Source organism: Desulforhopalus sp. IMCC35007, from assembly GCF_005116575.1.
Taxonomy (GTDB): Bacteria; Desulfobacterota; Desulfobulbia; order Desulfobulbales; family Desulfocapsaceae; genus Desulforhopalus_A.
On the sequence record NZ_SWCN01000032.1, the window covers coordinates 1 to 16,508 of the forward strand.

At 45.4% G+C, this 16,508-nt stretch carries 13 protein-coding genes; 3 read left to right on the top strand and 10 right to left on the bottom strand.

What is annotated here, in order from left to right:
* Nucleotides 1-125: 125 nt before the first annotated feature.
* Nucleotides 126-548 (bottom strand): hypothetical protein, encoded by a 423-nt coding sequence (locus FCL48_RS22185; RefSeq protein WP_136875810.1) that lies wholly within the window; start codon nt 546-548, stop codon nt 126-128.
* A gap of 267 nt (nt 549-815) precedes the next feature.
* Between FCL48_RS22185 and norR the strand changes: the two genes are divergently transcribed.
* Nucleotides 816-2,351 (top strand): nitric oxide reductase transcriptional regulator NorR, encoded by a 1,536-nt coding sequence (gene norR, locus FCL48_RS22190; RefSeq protein ID WP_169309332.1) that lies wholly within the window; start codon nt 816-818, stop codon nt 2,349-2,351.
* Between the two features lie 132 nt (nt 2,352-2,483).
* Here norR and FCL48_RS22195 read toward each other — a convergent pair whose 3' ends face one another.
* The 8 genes from FCL48_RS22195 to FCL48_RS22230 all read right to left on the bottom strand — a co-directional run bounded on the left by FCL48_RS22195 (nt 2,484) and on the right by FCL48_RS22230 (nt 10,673).
* The gene (locus FCL48_RS22195) at nt 2,484-3,212 is read right to left on the bottom strand and encodes a DUF1641 domain-containing protein (RefSeq protein ID WP_136875814.1); all 729 of its coding nucleotides are present in this window, start codon (nt 3,210-3,212) and stop codon (nt 2,484-2,486) included.
* An 11-nt stretch (nt 3,213-3,223) separates the two neighbouring features.
* On the bottom strand, nt 3,224-4,453 hold the full coding sequence (locus FCL48_RS22200; protein WP_136875816.1) for an NAD(P)/FAD-dependent oxidoreductase: 1,230 nt from the start codon (nt 4,451-4,453) through the stop codon (nt 3,224-3,226).
* Between the two features lie 97 nt (nt 4,454-4,550).
* Nucleotides 4,551-5,780 (bottom strand): sulfate reduction electron transfer complex DsrMKJOP subunit DsrP, encoded by a 1,230-nt coding sequence (dsrP, locus tag FCL48_RS22205; RefSeq protein WP_136875818.1) that lies wholly within the window; start codon nt 5,778-5,780, stop codon nt 4,551-4,553.
* Between the two features lie 43 nt (nt 5,781-5,823).
* Nucleotides 5,824-6,792, bottom strand: a complete 969-nt coding sequence (locus FCL48_RS22210; protein WP_136875820.1) for a 4Fe-4S dicluster domain-containing protein — start codon at nt 6,790-6,792, stop codon at nt 5,824-5,826.
* A 12-nt stretch (nt 6,793-6,804) separates the two neighbouring features.
* Nucleotides 6,805-7,410 carry a hypothetical protein gene (locus tag FCL48_RS22215; protein WP_136875822.1) on the bottom strand — a complete coding sequence of 202 codons (606 nt, stop codon included), beginning with the start codon at nt 7,408-7,410 and terminating at the stop codon, nt 6,805-6,807.
* A gap of 41 nt (nt 7,411-7,451) precedes the next feature.
* Nucleotides 7,452-8,102: a hypothetical protein gene (locus FCL48_RS22220; protein WP_136875824.1), complete on the bottom strand. Its 651-nt coding sequence runs from the start codon at nt 8,100-8,102 to the stop codon at nt 7,452-7,454.
* The gene (locus tag FCL48_RS22225) at nt 8,102-10,420 is read right to left on the bottom strand and encodes a molybdopterin-dependent oxidoreductase (RefSeq protein WP_136875826.1); all 2,319 of its coding nucleotides are present in this window, start codon (nt 10,418-10,420) and stop codon (nt 8,102-8,104) included. Before FCL48_RS22225 ends, FCL48_RS22220 begins: the two co-directional genes overlap by 1 nt.
* Before the next feature lie 19 nt (nt 10,421-10,439).
* Entirely contained in the window at nt 10,440-10,673 is a 234-nt protein-coding gene (locus FCL48_RS22230; RefSeq protein WP_136875828.1) for a hypothetical protein, read from the bottom strand.
* A 701-nt stretch (nt 10,674-11,374) separates the two neighbouring features.
* Here FCL48_RS22230 and FCL48_RS25075 point away from each other — a divergent pair.
* Complete coding sequence (locus tag FCL48_RS25075; protein WP_169309333.1) at nt 11,375-11,854, top strand: hypothetical protein; 480 nt, start codon at nt 11,375-11,377, stop codon at nt 11,852-11,854.
* 379 nt (nt 11,855-12,233) lie between these two features.
* On the opposite strand, the gene FCL48_RS22240 is transcribed toward FCL48_RS25075, so the two are convergent.
* Nucleotides 12,234-13,421, bottom strand: a complete 1,188-nt coding sequence (locus FCL48_RS22240; RefSeq protein ID WP_136875830.1) for a hypothetical protein — start codon at nt 13,419-13,421, stop codon at nt 12,234-12,236.
* A 649-nt stretch (nt 13,422-14,070) separates the two neighbouring features.
* Here FCL48_RS22240 and FCL48_RS22245 point away from each other — a divergent pair.
* Complete coding sequence (locus FCL48_RS22245) at nt 14,071-16,401, top strand: PAS domain S-box protein (protein ID WP_136875832.1); 2,331 nt, start codon at nt 14,071-14,073, stop codon at nt 16,399-16,401.
* Nucleotides 16,402-16,508 lie beyond the last annotated feature (107 nt).

A 16,508-nucleotide genomic window follows, 5' to 3' on the forward strand; every position in this document is an offset into this window, starting at 1 on the left:
CAAAGTGTCAAGGCTGCGAGGAACGAGCACTCGCCTTGGTCTTGACACTTTGAGATAGCTGCACTACTCGGGCCTTTAAATAAACACGAAAGGTTAGCCGAATTTACAGAAAGAATGTTGCTTTATCAAAATTCTTCTCCGTGGGAGTGCAGCAGATCAAGTAAACTACTCGGAGGAAATCGTTGAATCGCTCTCTGGATAGAATCTGAACCAAACTTTATTACCAAATCATCCAAGTCATCGATGGCAAATTCACTAAGATATGTTTTTAATTGGGAATGTTTTTTGGCAAACAGCGGGTCTTGATTGAGATAGGTCTGAAGGGCAGAGTAAAATGGATCACCCATAGAAAAAATAGACGAATTGGTAGTGAGGCTTTTTGCACATACATCTTCAACGGAAAATAATCTAATGATATTACAGTTACTTTGACAGTAACCAGTCATACAGCCTGAATGCCCAATTATACTAAAAAAAAGGGTAGTGACAAATGCAGTGCAGAGTTTGGTCATATTCCACCACACGTACAATAGTTGTAAAACTCTCATAAGTTTCACCTCCCAGTGTTAAGTGGACGTTGACCTCAGTCGTAATACATTGTAGTTGCCTCCACAAAATTGATTTTTCAGTGCTTTTTTTTATAAGCTGCAGCTATGACATGTGAAGGTAACTTATAGTTTGTTATCCAAAAATAATGCCAAAAAAAACTTCAGTTATTTCAAGGTATAAAAAGTTCTTGTGGTAAATAATATAACAAATTACTGTTGCTGAATTACCCTGGCTGTTGTACTTTTTACACTATGGATAAAGCCAATATGTTAACTCAACTTGCTGATCAGTTAACAACCGCAACCGACCATGAAGAGCGGTATCGTATCCTACTTCGTGCCTTTCAGGATCTTGTTCAAAGTGATGCAGTTGCCTTGCTCAGAATGAATGGAGAAACCCTGACGATAGTTGCTTGCCTGGGGTTGAGTCCGGACGCCATGGGCCGTAGTTTTAAGATTACTGAACACCCACGCTTAGAAAAGATTTGCAAATCAGAGGAGGGCGTGGTCTTTCCTTCTGCCTGCACCTTATCGGATCCGTATGACGGCCTTCTCGAAACCGATGACTCTGCTGCGGCTCACGTACATTCCTGCATGGGCCTACCCCTTTTATTCAACCGGAAGTTGATCGGAGTATTGACTGCTGACGCCTTGGCGATAGATGTTTTCACTCATCTTGACATACCACTCATCAAGACTATAGCAGCATTCGCAGTAACGGAAATGCATACGTCGCAACTGATCGGACGCCTTCAGAATGCCGCCCAAAAAATGGACCGGATATCCCGGCACCTGGTAGAGGATGCACGGAGATCTGCAGGGATGGATCTAATTGGAAACAGCATTTCAATCAAGCAATTGCGACGTGACATCGAGTTGGTGGCTCGCTCGGATTTTAGTGTGCTCATCACTGGAGAAACTGGTGCTGGCAAGGAGGTGGTCGCACGTGCCATTCATGCATTGTCTATACGTCGTGAGCACCCGCTGATTTGCTTGAACTGTGCGACCCTGCCTCAAAATTTGGTTGATAGCGAGCTTTTTGGCCATGTCCGGGGAGCATTTACCGGTGCGACGACCGATCGGGCTGGAAAACTAGAACTGGCTGAGGGTGCCACCTTGTTTTTGGATGAAATAGGCGAACTGCCGCTGGATGACCAGCCGAAATTATTGCGGTTTCTTCAAACTGGAGAGGTGCAACGACTCGGCAGTAACCTTACTCAGTCCCTGAACGTCCGCCTGCTCTCTGCAACTAATCGCGATTTGGCCACCGCTGTGAAAGATAAACGTTTCCGAGCCGACCTCTTCCATCGTCTGAACGTCTACCCAATTCATGTTCCACCTCTTCGGGAACATCCAGAAGACATACCGTTGATCATTGGCCGGTATTGCGAGATGGTCCAGAGACAGCTTGGATGTAAAATGGTTAGGTTTCGACCAGACACCTGCCGGGCGTTACAATTATATGAATGGCCGGGAAACGTCCGTGAGCTTGAAAATCTTGTTGCTCGGGCTATCTTGAGAGCTGCTGCTGATCAGCTGGAAAAGGACTTGGTCGTTGTGGCTCCGCACCATTTCGGTGGTGAGATGTTATCAACGGTGAGTTTGAATTACACGGAGAAAGAAACAGATGGCAAGATTGGCCGTATCGTGAAGCCTTTAAAATCGGCCACTGATGACCTCCAGCGGGACCTTATCCAGGCTGCCTTAATGAATAGTAACGGCAACTGGGCAGCAGCGGCAAGAGAGCTTGGGATTAACAGAAGTAATTTGCACAAATTGGCAAAAAGATTGAATCTTAAATGATAGTGAGAAGGAGTTGTGGGAAGTTTAAGGATGAGATCACAACTCCATAATGTCTTTTTCTCTTTGTCGTTGAACACCTCCTCAAGGATTTAAAATCACTCTTAAGAAAGTGTCCATTAAGTTCCTACCACATCACCGGGGAACGGGCTCTTGCTTCAAGGCAGTCATCACGGTGGAAAGCTCGACCAGAATCCCCAACCCTTCCTGTACTTCGGGACGTTTCATCGCGGACATCATCCCCCAAATTCCTCGTATCGGTTCAATTTTTTCAAAGTCAACCTGTTGCATCCTGCTACCAACCCGTTCGGTCATTTCCAGAACCTGCTCGAATGTCTCAAAAGTACCGCGTTGTTTAAGACGTTCCAACCGTTCTATCGAATCGTTGAATGCAAGTTTGGATAGGTTTCCGGCATCCTTTTTCATATCCATGAGCGAACCGAGCATTTTGAGACCTTCAGCCATATTGCCCATATTGACAATAAACTGCCGGATCAGTTCCTGGAGGTTTTCAGGCTCAAAACCGTGCAGGCTAGTTTGCAGTTGTTCACTCAGTTCCTTGAACAAGTCTTTTGAATAGGGCTCGAAATCCTTTTTGAATTCCATAAATTTATTCAAAGTCTTTAAGGCTTCCGCCATGTTTTTACTGGAGATGAGCAGTTGTCCTATCATATCTCCGATATCTTCCAGATCGAACCTGCGATCCAGGCCGCTGAGTTTTCCTATGGTACTGACCACCATATCGTTAATGAGTGGTTCGAGATCCCGCTTGAGTTCCACATACGGTCGGATTGCCTGCTTGGCCTCTCTAATTTCTGCGGTCAGTTCATCGAGTCTTGCAAGAATTTTTTCTTCGTTGGTCATAGTGTCCTCCTTTAGTCCTGTACTTTTCCTGCAAGTGACATCTGGGCTTCCAGAGGCATTTCTTCTCCACTGACGAGTTTGTTCCAGTAGACCCACTTAAACATCATTTTCCCCCAATGATTGGCCTTGGACTCACCGAGCAGAGAGAAGGGTCCAAGCCCGGGAAGAGGAAATTTTCCTGGTAGTGGTTCGTATTTATAGTTGAAATCAATGAGTGCCGCCTTGTCAAAACCTGTTTCGATAAAGCAGTTGGCATGGCCATCAAAATCTGCGCGCAACGGTTCCCCGTTAATTTCCCGCATGAAGTTTTCGACCATGATTTCAGCGGAGAAATGTGCCACCGAACCAGCCTTGGAGGTCGGCAGGGTAGTGGTATCACCAAGGACGTACATGTTCTCAAAGTCTTCGGCTTTCAACGTGTGGTTATTGGTCTTTACATAGCCGATCTCATCCATGGCTACACCGGATTTGACCAGATAGCGGGCACCGACATTAGGAGGAATAGACACCAGTAAGTCAAATTCAAGTTCTTCGCCTCCGGCAGAAATGATTTTTTTGTTTGTGCAATCCACCTCTACCAGGTCATAATTGGCTGTGGTTTTAATATTTTTCTGCTCCATAAGTTGTGAAAAAAAGGCGCTTGCCTTGGGTTTAGTAAAAGCACCGGGCAGGGGAGTGACCAGCCTGATTTCTACCTGGTCACGCAGACCACGTTCAGTGAAATATGCATCGGCAAGATAGACAAATTCCAGTGGAGCCACGGGACACTTGAAGGGAAATTCGGCAATGTTGAGGATCAGTTTGCCGGATTTGAACTCACGGATGGCGCGGCTGAGATTAACCGCACCTTCGAGGGTATAGAAATCAAATGCGGTTTTTTGCCACCCTTCCATGAGGCCGGGTACTTCCTCTGGAGCAAGAGAAACGCCGGTGCAGACAATAATTTTATCATAATCATAACTGCCGGCAGTTGTTTCCACCCGTTGCTTGTCGGTGTCGATGGCAACTATTTCATCAACAACAAAGGTGACGCCTTTGGGGATAAATTCACTGCGGCTGCGGACAACATCTTCGGCTGTGTATATACCGAATGGAATAAAAAGAAGACCCGGTTGATAGATATGTTTGTCATCCTTGTCGATAATCGTTATGGCCCATTCATCACGATTGAGTAGTTTACGCAGCTTATTGGCAACCATGCTTCCAGCACAACCTGCACCGAGAATAACGATTTTTTTCATAGCACACCTCCTGGTGAGAGAAAAAATACATCTATATGTTTCCTGGATGGACGTTTAGTCGAACGAACTTGTTATGAGATTTTTTTGAGCTTTGAGATTATTTGGCGTCCGGGATGTCGCCATAGTCCTGTTCTATGATCAAAGCGGCTCTGACCAGCCAGGTGACGACAGTTACGCCTAAGGCGAAGATGCCCAGAGTCACACAGAGCTCAACCCAGGTTGGCAGGTAATCGACCACCTCTCCCAGTGGACTCGGAATAAGGCCAGGCACAATGAGGCCGATACCTTTTTCCATCCAGATCGCCACAAAAAGGAAAAAGCAGGCAGGAAGAAGCACTTTTGGATTGTTTTTGCCGGGATTAAAAGCAAGAACAAGGGTCGCCATGAGATTTACGCAGACAGAAGTCCAAATCCATGGAACCAGGGAGTTATGTCCATCCATGCCGAAAAAAAGATATATTGCAGAACTGGAGTGATGGGTGGGAAAGTAGAACTCTTTAAAAATCTCAGAAAAAAGCATCAGCAGATTGATTATCGCCGAAATAACAATAATCAGCCGCAGTTTATTAAACACATTCCTCTCAATTTTATAGGTTGTCGAGCTGTGAATAACCGCGAGAATAAGGGTAATTAACGCCGGTCCGGCGGCAAACGCCGAGGCCAGAAAGCGAGGTCCCATGAGTGGATTATTCCAGAATGGTCGGGCTGGCAGTCCCTGGTATAAAAATGCGGTAACCATATGGATTGAAAAAGCCCAGAAGATCGACAAAAAAACAAAAGGTCGATATTTTCGTTCATCCGCTTTGCGGCCCATATAGTGGCTGTACAAAATATATGCCGGAACCAGAGCGTTGAGCAGCAGATAGCCGTTCAGTACCAGAACATCCCAGGCAAGAATTGAAGAGGGGAAGTTGAACAGCCCGATACCGGGAATCAAATGCCATGCCTGAAGCGGCCCGCCAAGATCTACCAAAATAAATGACAGGCACATGATAATTGCGCCGACCGCGACGCCTTCACCGATAATGACAACCCTGTGGAAACCCGGGTCGTGAAAGATGTATGCCGGCAAAATGAGCATAACGGCAGCCGCTGCCACTCCAACCAGAAAAGTGAAATTGGAAATGTAAAATCCCCAACTGACAACATCGTTCATTCCGGTTACTGAAAGGCCGTATCTTGCCTGAAATGAATAGGCATAGATTCCAAGCCCCATAATACCAAACAAGACGATCCTGAACAGTTGAAAGCCAAAGCCTCCACGCAAGTTCCAGCGGATAACATCGCTCACAAACGTGATTAGATTTTTCTTTTGTTGTGCCTGCATTACCACACCTATCCCTCTCGAATTATGACTGTCTGTGACGCCATCAATCTATGAAGTACCAGAACTTTGGATCTGTACCAATTTCTTCCTTCATCCTGAACACCTTCTTATTTTTCAAGACGAAGCGTATCTCGCTGTCAGGGTCAAGCAGGTTGCCAAAAACACGGGCACCTGTCGGGCATGCTTCCACGCAGGCGGGCAGTCTGCCTTTGCGTGTTCGCTGGATGCAAAAGGTACATTTTTCCATTTTGCCTTTGGGACGAAGGCGATTGCCCAGGTAATGCTGTTTGAGGGTAATCTCTTCTTTTGGTATCTCCGCCTGTCCCCAGTTAAATCGTCTGCCGTAATAGGGGCATGCAGCCTGACAATAGCGGCAGCCTATGCACCAGTCGTAATCGACGACCACGATGCCGTCAGGCTCCATCCAGGTGGCCTTGGTAGGGCAGGCTTTGGTACAGGGAGCGTTCTCGCAATGAAAACACTGGGTACCCATGTAAAATTTGTTCTCCACCGGGACCTCATGGTAGTACTGGCCATCCCCTGTGCTTGGATCAAGTTTTCCAGGCTCCATTTCAAAGATCCTGATGTATTGCGTATCTGTTTTACGGTCCAGGTTGTTTTCTTTGACGCAGGCAGAGACACATTCCATAAACCCTTCACAGCGGGTGATATTAAAAGCATAGCCGTAGAGCACTCCTTCAATCGGCGGTAGACTGCTCATCTGCAGGTCAAGATTGTTGCGCAGTTTTGCCAAACGTTCCAGCCGGGCAACCGTCTCATCCTTTTCTTCCTGGGTCATCATCCGGTAATTCTCTTTGAAGAACTCCTGCCAGCGCAGTTTCATTTCTTCTGAGCTGGCCGCGTTCGCAGAAGGGATGCACCCAGCCGTCAAGGCTGCACTTCCTGCAGCGGCCGCAATGGACATCGTTTTTATAAAATCTCTTCTATTGCTTTTACTTGCAAGCAACTGAGAACAGATTTTTTCATTTTGGTCTTTTTTATCAGAGCTCATATGTTCTCCCTATCAGTCCAGTGGTACCGAATAGGTAGCCGGAAATCGCTTTTCAAATCGTGGCGAATGAGGATTGTGGCATGTGGTACAATTGAACACCACCCGCTCACCGGCCCAATTGGCAACTCGTTTGCCATGCGCGCCACCGAGCCAGTCTCGTTTCTGGCGAAAATGGCATTGACCGCAGAGCTGGTAGCTATGGTCGAAATCGATTTTTCTGCCCTTTTTATCCTCCAGAAAATTTCGTTCTTCGACATGGTGGCAATCTATACAGCTCAAAGCCTGCCCTTCCTGGCCGTGTTTTAGCGCGATATCACTATGGGTCAATTCCAGGCCCTGGTTCGCTGTGACAGCCTTTCCCGTATGACAACTGCTGCATTTAAAGCGGCCGATGAGTTTTTTGCGGGTGAGAACCCGAAAGGGACCATCCTGGTTTTCCTCTTTGGCCAAAACCGATTCCTGAATGACCAGTTTGTCCACGGGAACCGAGCGATTATCGAATTTTTCATTCGACATGTTCACTTCATCCAGGAATGATTTTTCACTTGCCTGTGCCTGTCCGCCGACACCAATGGCACAGCACAACACAATCAAACAGTTATTGAATATTTTAGTCATAATGAGCCTGGCATGAAAAATTGTTATAACCTGTTAATTGTTTAGGGCCGCTTGAACACCTGTACTGTCGCTGTCCGTACGACAACAGCGTGACATTGGCGACAATCCCCGCGCCCTGCATGGTTTACGCGTATTTCCTCGACAGCGCTTGGCCCGGTGTGACAGGCGATGCAGTTTTCTCGAAGTTGCAGGCTATGGGGAGCCGGTGGTGGCGAGCTGCTCAAAAACGACTGGCCGAGGCGTGGTGGTTGAATTGATTGCCAATTGCTATTGACAAAGAGTTCCTCGGTTTGCACCTGGGTATGACACTGGTAACAGAGAGTGTTTTCCGGATGCGGCGTCACAGGAACAAATTTGCCGAATTCCTGGCTAAAACCGCCCTTTTGATGGCAAGAGAGGCAATCAGTCTCATTGCCACTGAAGGTCAAATCCACCGGATGGGGAATGCGTGGTGGCGACCCGGGGTATTGTCTTAAACTGTAATAACTCGCCAGGTTTCGCCCGCCTGAGTCTGCCGTCAGGTATATTTCCGGGGTTGCCCGCTGGGCATTAAATATTTTTTTTCCAAGGTTATCATAGTTATCCGGTACTCCTGAATCTGCCATCACCCCTGATGAAAGAAGTGCAACGCCGATGCATCCAAGGATGGTAAAACACGTTATAAACCTGCTTTTTGCATTTGCATGTTTCATTATGCTTTCTCCAGTCTCACTGCACACTTTTTATAATCCGGCTGCTTGGAAATAGGACAGAATGCATCTAAGGTCACCTCATTGATGAGGTAGCTTTCATCAAAGAAGGGGACAAACACCATTCCCCGTACCGGAACACCTCTGCCGTTGATCTGGGCAGGCATGGTTATCTCACCTCGGCGGGAAATTATTTTAACCTTTTCTCCGTTTACCACGCCGAGTTCGGCGGCGTCTTCCGGGTGGATTTCGACATATGACGAAGGGACCGCATTATGCAGTACCGGCACTCGGCGGGTCATTGAGCCGGTATGCCAATGTTCGATGACCCTGCCGGTATTTAGCCAGAAGTTATATTCATTATCAGGCGATTCCGCGGCAGGTTCGTAGGGTCGTGCCCATATCCAGGCGCGATCATCTTTTTGACCGTAAAAATGAAAATCCTTGCCGTTGGTACAAGCCGGGTCGTGCTGCGGATTAAAGCGCCAGCGTGTTTCTTTGCCATTAACAAAAGGCCACTGCACTCCGGAACGTTCATTGAGTACCTTGTACGGCGCCATTTCATGTTTTGGTCCGGCATGGAACCGTCTATACTCTTCCCATATTTTTTCTATATAATCCTTCTCGCTCCAGGGAAATTGCTTCTCGAAACCAAGCCTTTTGGCAATCTCGATAATCTGCCAGGTATCAGACATAGCCTCTCCCGGTGGATCGACTATCTGGCTAAAATGCTGGGTCCGCCGTTCAGAGTTGCCGTACATTCCTTCCTGCTCAATCCACATGGCTGCGGGCAATATGACATCGGCAACATCTGTAGTGGGGGTCGGATAGACATCGGAGACAACGACAAACCGGTCCTCTTTCAGTGCACCTTCCCGGTATCTCTTGAGATTTGGCATGGTGACCATGGGATTGGTGACCTGAATCCAGATGAATTTTATGTCCCCTCGATCCAGAGCACGGAACATTTCCACCGTATGGTATGTTGGTTTTGGATCGATATTACTCAGAGGCACATCCCATATTTCAGCGGCCATCTGCCGGTCGTGTTCATTCATGACCACGCCATGGGGCAGGGCGTGGGTCAGGGTGCCGACCTCGCGAACGGTCCCGCAGGCGCTTGGCTGTCCGGTGAGGGAGAAGGGACTGTTTCCCGGGGTGGAAATTTTGCCGACGAGTAGATGAATATTATAGACAAGATTGTTGATCCAGGTTCCCCTGGTATGCTGGTTCATCCCCATGCACCAGAACGATGTCACCTTTAGCGAAGGATCACCATACAGGGCTGCCATATATTTGATGTCGGTGGCAGGGACGCCTGATATCTTTTCAACTTTTTCAGGAGTGTAATCTTCCAGAAACGCCTTGTAATCCTCGAAACTGATCCCTTCTTCTTGATCGGTGAACGCGAAATGGTCCTCTGTGCCATAACCGATATTGGTTTTACCTTTATGAAAGGAGACATGCTTATTGACAAAATTGGAGTTTACCCAGCCATTTTTGACGATTTCGTAGCAAATAGCATTGGCGACAGCCAGATCGGACTGGGGCTTAAACATTATTGACTTGTCTGCTGCCTGACTGGTCCGGGTGTGTCGTGTGGCAAAATCGATTATCTGCACATTTGACCGTCTTTTGCGATTGGCGAGTATGCGTGAATACAGTACCGGATGCATCTCTGCCATATTGTTGCCCCAGGTGATAAATACATTGGCATGATCGATATCCTCATAACAACCCATCGGTTCATCGATACCAAATGAAGTCATAAAACCGGTAACGGCGCTTGACATACAAAGCCTTGCGTTGGCTTCAACGTTGTTGGTGCCCAGGCAGCCTTTAAACAGTTTTGAGGCAACATAGCCATCCGGAATAGTCCATTGACCGGAGCCGTATATTGCTACCGAATCCTTGCCGTGTTTGTCCCTGGTTTCCTGGAGTTTTTGGGCGATGATATCGAGCGCTTCCTGGATGGGTACTTCCACCATGACACCATCTCTGCGGACCTTTGCCTTGGTGATCCTATCCTCACCATACAGAGCCTGGACGGAGTGGTAGCCTTTCATGCAGCAAAGGCCCTTGTTGACACTGCAGTTAGGGTCGCCCTTTACCGCTACCGCTTTGCCATCGCTAACCCCTATCAAAAGTCCACAGCCTGTACCACAGAAGCGACATGGCGATTTTTGCCATGATATCACGCCGGAGTTATTGGTCAATTTGCTCCAGTCAGCAAAACTCACCCCTGGAAAAATCGATCCTGCAGTGGCAAATGCACTGGTGATGGCTACCTGCTTAATAAATTGTCTTCGATTAAGTTTCATGGTCTGTTTATCTCCCTTGTCATTCTTTTTCATCATAGCCAAAAGTAAGGCTCAAGGACTGCAAGGACGGAAGCCTGCGCAGGTTTTTCTGGAGTCTTTCTTCAGTAGTAGCATCAGGGGTATCTGTGACAAGAACGACCACATCCTGATTATCAGCGGGGATTACCTGGCAGTAGTCCAGGGCGGAAAGTTCGGTGCGCATTGTTTCTCCGGCACCTTCTTTGGGTAGGGCGAGGTAACTGAATATGGGCATTGTCACTCCTTTTGCATGCGTGAAAAGTTACCGTATCGACAGCTATACTGCATTGTAGCATATAAATGGATAAAAAATTTGACATAAGTCAATTTGATATATTTTTTTCCTGAAAGTTGTCGAAACCCTGCCTGCAGAAGCAGGTTGGCCTGACGCTTAAGAAAACGGGCCTGATTGTTGATGAACCTTTAAAGAATGGGCAGATAATGCAGGCAAGCAGTGTATCGTGCGGATGGTGTTTTCACCGAAAGCGGATAATTTTTATTATGCCGAAAGTAGTTATCTGTGGCAACCCGCAATAATGATCTATCTGGGCCCACTTTTATTGAGAATGAGGGAGAGCTGTTTTTACCTTTGAAAGATCAGATAGTTGTAAGAAGACATCTACACCGCTTCCTGAACGGATGACACCCGTTCAGCCTGCACGACTGTCAGTTAGAATCAACCATCGTGCCTCACACCGTTCGTTAGGGCCGTTTGGTGTTTTCCTACATGCCCCTTGCTCTGACTCCAATATTTAGGTAATAATAATTTGCGGCCATAACAAATTATTGGTACTATTTTCTTGCTTTTGAAATTGTAGCGTCTACGCGTATCAAACTGTGGTGATGAACCGATTGGATTCTTAGTCAGTTGCCGAATTCTCAATATATTGAAACTATACAGCCTTTTCACGAAAAATAATTCTTGGAGGAACAGTTATGCGAAATAAACACAGTATTGCTTATATAGTGCTCTTTTGGTTTAGCATATTTGTTTCCGGATGTAGCGATATCAATTATGTGAAAAATGAATTAACGAATACGGCAAAACCAACCGGTGGAATAGAAGAACACGTCCCAGCAACAAAAACATTTTCAGCTGATCCGTCGAAAGTAAGAAATGCTGTCCTCAGTGTCCTGGACCAACAGGGATATATCTATGAAGAAAATCCTTCAACAGGAACTATAAAGACAGAGCCACAACCCCTATCTGGGCAAAATGACTCTGGTTTTATAGGTGCAACATACTCAGCTAAATTATTTATTAAGATTGCAAAATCCTCGGTAACTCTCAATGTCCGTTTTAATAAAGAATCAAACTTAACGATGGGTGGGCAAAATCTGCAATTCCCTGAAAAAGAAAACGCTCTTCGAAAGGATTTCTTTGATGCTGTGAATAATGAACTTGCTCAGCAATAGTCGTTTGACTTTTCCCAAAGACCAGATGTCACCCGGAAACGACAAAAGGACCTACAGCAAAAGAGCCATAAATCCTTAATTTTATCGACACGCCACCCTAGGCACACACAACAGAGTAACTGACAGAAGTCAGTTGCTCTATCCTTTCCTGATTCCTTCAATGGTAAATAGTACTTTTCTATGGGAGCCCGAGAGTGCCATGTTGTGCTTTAGTTACTATCCTGACATTCCTTCCAAAGTGATCAACAAAAATAATCACGGCGCTGCCAATCAGCCTTGTTGGGCAGTTTCTATAATTGCTATGACTCCAATTGTTTTGCCAAAAATAAAATGATAATTTCGTGATGTTGAAGTTCTAAATCATTTTCTAGCTGCCGGTTTACATACTCTTATTAACTATTTCCCGAATCTCGTTAAAGGTTGTGGAGTTATGTCCGCTTTTTTCCATCTTCTCATAGAGTTCAAGCCATTGGGGATAACTCACGCAACTTCGATCGTCTTTAAACACCTCCAGTATTATAAGCTCTGCTTTTTCGGTGTTGCCAGTCGCATAATAAAGGATCGCGAGCATGAAACGAACTTTTAAACGGTCAGGACGTGTATGGATTGCAAAATTTTTAGGGGCTATAAGGTATTCGAGTTCTTTTATACGTTCATCAAGAGGCATTCTAAGATTATTTGTAAGAATATCCTCCCCATATTCGTACGTCTCGAATATAGCCATTAAACCGCGAAGACTACTATAACGTATGCCCCAGATATCTTGCGTCGTTGCTAGATCTGCAGCTCGATGATACTCTCGAATTGCCTCGGCGCATGCAACAGCCCCCTCAGGCTCTATTTCCCAAATACACCCATAAGTTCTAACGAGAGATTGAGCCAGATAATAGTGGTACCGTGCATAATCAGGTCGAAGATCGATCGCATTGCGAATAAGGTTTACCCCATCGATTTTCTGTTTCAGTGTATCTGAATGAAATTCTTGTAGAAGACCAAGTTCGGCGAGTACTTCATGATTTTCAGGCGATAGCTTGTGAGCTTTTTCTAGAACTTTGATTGCCTCTCTTGAGCGATTGTCATTTGTTTTCATGATAAGGGCTTCGTCGAGCAGCAGTCCAACATCATCTTGTAACGCAGGTTTGTTCGCTTGAAATCGGTAGAGATTTGACAGTGCAGCATTAACTTCTGACTCTGATACCCCCGTCGCATAAGTACCGTTAATCGCTAGGCCTATTTGGCAGCCGGAGCTACTAGCAAATGCGGCCCTGAGCAACTTGTCACGCATTGCGGTGATGATTTTCAGATGAGCTGCAATTTCTGTTTTGTCGAGGTCGATGGCCTCCTGATATTCCTTAATTGCCATGTCGTATTCCATCTGGGTGGCGAAGCGATCACCAACTGAGAGATGGATGTTTATTTTGTCTCGGATTTCGCGGGAGGTGCGGACTTGGTTAATGATCTGCCAGGCACCAAGGATCAAGGCAATGATTCCTCCAATCAGCCCAATGATCGCAGAAATTCTCTTGAATTGGCTGGGAAGTTCAGACATCGTTTTCTTCGAAGTCATGGCTAAAGCCTCCAGCGGTGGCGGCATCGATCAATATTTTTCGTTCATCCCATTGCGGTGCTGGTCAGCACCGCGATTCTTTACTATGCAGCCACCAAAGACCAGTTTGTTGAAATCACAACAATAGTTCGAAATAAGCATTACCCTGCTGCCAAAAGGGGTCGTGGCGACAATACACTCATGGAAGCCTCGGATTAGAAGTAATCCTGAGAAGATTTTTAATAGCACGTTCCCTATCAATTAACAACTGTATGCTTCGCGGTGATTGTTAATCAGGTATATTGTTATACATCGCGTAATCAGACCGAAGCATTGAGCTCTGCATAGCTCGATTACCAATAACTTACTTGAATATCCAACCGACAAAATGATATAAAATACTAGGATTCTTTCAGGATTCAGGCTGTTTCAGTGGCATCGAAAATGCTGCATAAATGAAGGTGTCATGCTGAATGAGACAGAGATTCCAATTGCCATAGTATTGCAACACGCTTTTACAGTAATCATAAACTACGAGAATGTTCGGTTCTGTCTATACAACAGAAAAAGACTTTTTCATGAGATTGCTTCAGTTCTTTGGCTTTAGATAAAGCAACTTGGGCGGATTTTCCAGCTATTGCTGGTTCACAATCTTTTAAAGTTCGAATGTATGGAATCAACACTTCAAACAAATATAAGCGAGTTATATTACATATTTGAAAACACTACCGATGGGATTGTATTTGAGCAAAATGGTATTGTTGTCCGGCTGAACAGGGCAGTTGAACAACTGCTCGGTTATAAGCGTGAAGAAATTATTGGACTCCAATCACAGCAGTTTAAGAACATGATCTTAGAAGGTAGCAGTGATAGATTTTTAGACGAGTCAAACCATACTTTTTATGTAAAGAAAAAGGATGGTCAACATTTCTGGGCTACGATAAAAACGAATTCCTTCCTCAACGAAGATGATATTCCTGCCACCATATGGAAAATAGAAGATGTAAGCAGGCTCAGGGATGCAGAACTCAAACTCCGGCAAATGTCTCTGGCTGTTGAGCAAAGCTCTAACTCAGTAGTTATTACCGACACTGACGGCATTATACAGTACGTGAACTCCGCCTTTACTAAAACAACCGGCTACTCTGCCCACGAGGTCATCGGCAAAAATCCATCAGTACTGCAATCGGGGCGTACTCCCTCTCATCTTTTCAAAGAGATGTGGGAATCTATTACCCGTGGTATGGAGTGGAGCGGCCAGTTTATCAACAAAAAAAAGAACGGGGATTTTTACGAAGAGCATGTCGCAGTCGCTCCTATCAGAGATGAGCTGGGCAATATTACCAATTTTATTGCCTCCAAAGAAAATATCACCGAGCTGAAAAAGGCAAGAAAACAAGCAGAGAAGATGAGCAAAGCAAAAGGAGACTTTCTTGCTTATGTGAGCCATGAAATTCGTACACCGCTAAATGTGATAGCTGGGATGAGTGATCTGGTGCTTGAGACCAATCTTGAGACAGAACAACAGCAGTTTATGAAAAGGATCAAAAGTTCAGCGGATAACCTGCTTTTAATTGTCAATGATCTTCTTGATCATTCAAAAATAGAGGCAGGCAAACTTATCATCGAAAACCATCCTTTTTCATTAACCGATCTTGTAACCGATATTCAGGAGACGCTCTCTTTCCTGGCAGAAAAAAAAGGTATTACCTTGTCTGTATTTTCAGAGCAACCATCTGAATTTCAGCTTCAGGGGGACCGATTACGTCTGTATCAAATACTCTATAACCTGGTGAGTAACAGTCTTAAATTTACAGAGAAGGGAAAGGTAGAACTATCGGTTAACACTAAAGAAAGTGCACATGGACAACTTCTTGTCACCTTTCAAGTAAAAGATTCGGGGATAGGAATCCATCCGGATAAATTAAATACGATCTTTGACAGCTTCGTGCAGGCTGAAGCGGCGATAACAAGGAATTTTGGCGGTACTGGTTTGGGGCTTGCTATCAGCAACGAATTGGTAAAACTTATGGGAGGCAGCCTGGAGGTGCGATCCATTCCCGGGCTCGGCAGTACATTTTCTTTTTCCATTCTTTTAACTGCAACTTCTTCAGATGGCCTGGAACCACCAGACGACCAGAGAGAAGAAAATGATCTCCCATCTGAAAAGTTACATGTGCTGTTGGTGGAAGATGATAAAGGTAATCAAGAACTTGCTTCTGCTATCTTAAAGAGTGCAGGACATACCGTAACGGTTACCAACCATGGATTAGAGGCGCTTCAGCTGCTCGCCAACGGTGAATTTTTTCATGTTGTTCTCATGGATGTGCAGATGCCTGTTCTTGATGGTTTGACCACAACCCAATGTATACGTCGGGTGGAAGAGGGTGGGGGTACAGGGTTGCAGGAATGTGAAGATTTGGAACAAAAACTGGTTACTAATTTATTTGGTGGACACCAGCATATTATTGCCATGACCGCTAATACCATGCTCGGCGACAAGGAGCGATGCCGGGAGAGCGGAGTTGATAATTTTTTGGCAAAACCTTACACTAAAGTAGATCTTTTAAGCGTCTTAAATAAAAGCACAAAAGATAGCAGACAAAACAAAGACCTCTGTGTAAATGACCGACTTGAAAACAGCGCGGAAAATGATACAGCTAGCGTTTCATATATAAGGTGTCGCCAATACTTGTTGGAAAATTTCAATCTCAACGATGAAAGCTCCAAACATGTTTTAGATACCTTTATTGACTCATTGCAGCAAGATCTTGAACAGTTACATCAGTCTATACTTGATGGTAGCCGCGATAACATTCGTCTGTTTTCTCATAAGATGAAAGGGGCTCTACACAGTATAAACCTTGATGAATTGGCAAATCTGGCTCAGGAACTTGAAAATGATGCTCATATTCAGAGCCTTGTTGAAATTGGAACCATTACAGACCAAATAGGAAAAGCCTTGTCACCGCTCATGAAAAAATATGAGGAAATCAGCTGAACTGATGAAGCAGAACCACCATTTTATCAGCGAGGAGGGGCAGTTGAATTGAACGGTAATATCCGGAAGATGAATTGCAGATTTTTGATTTTTTCCAACAGATGTTT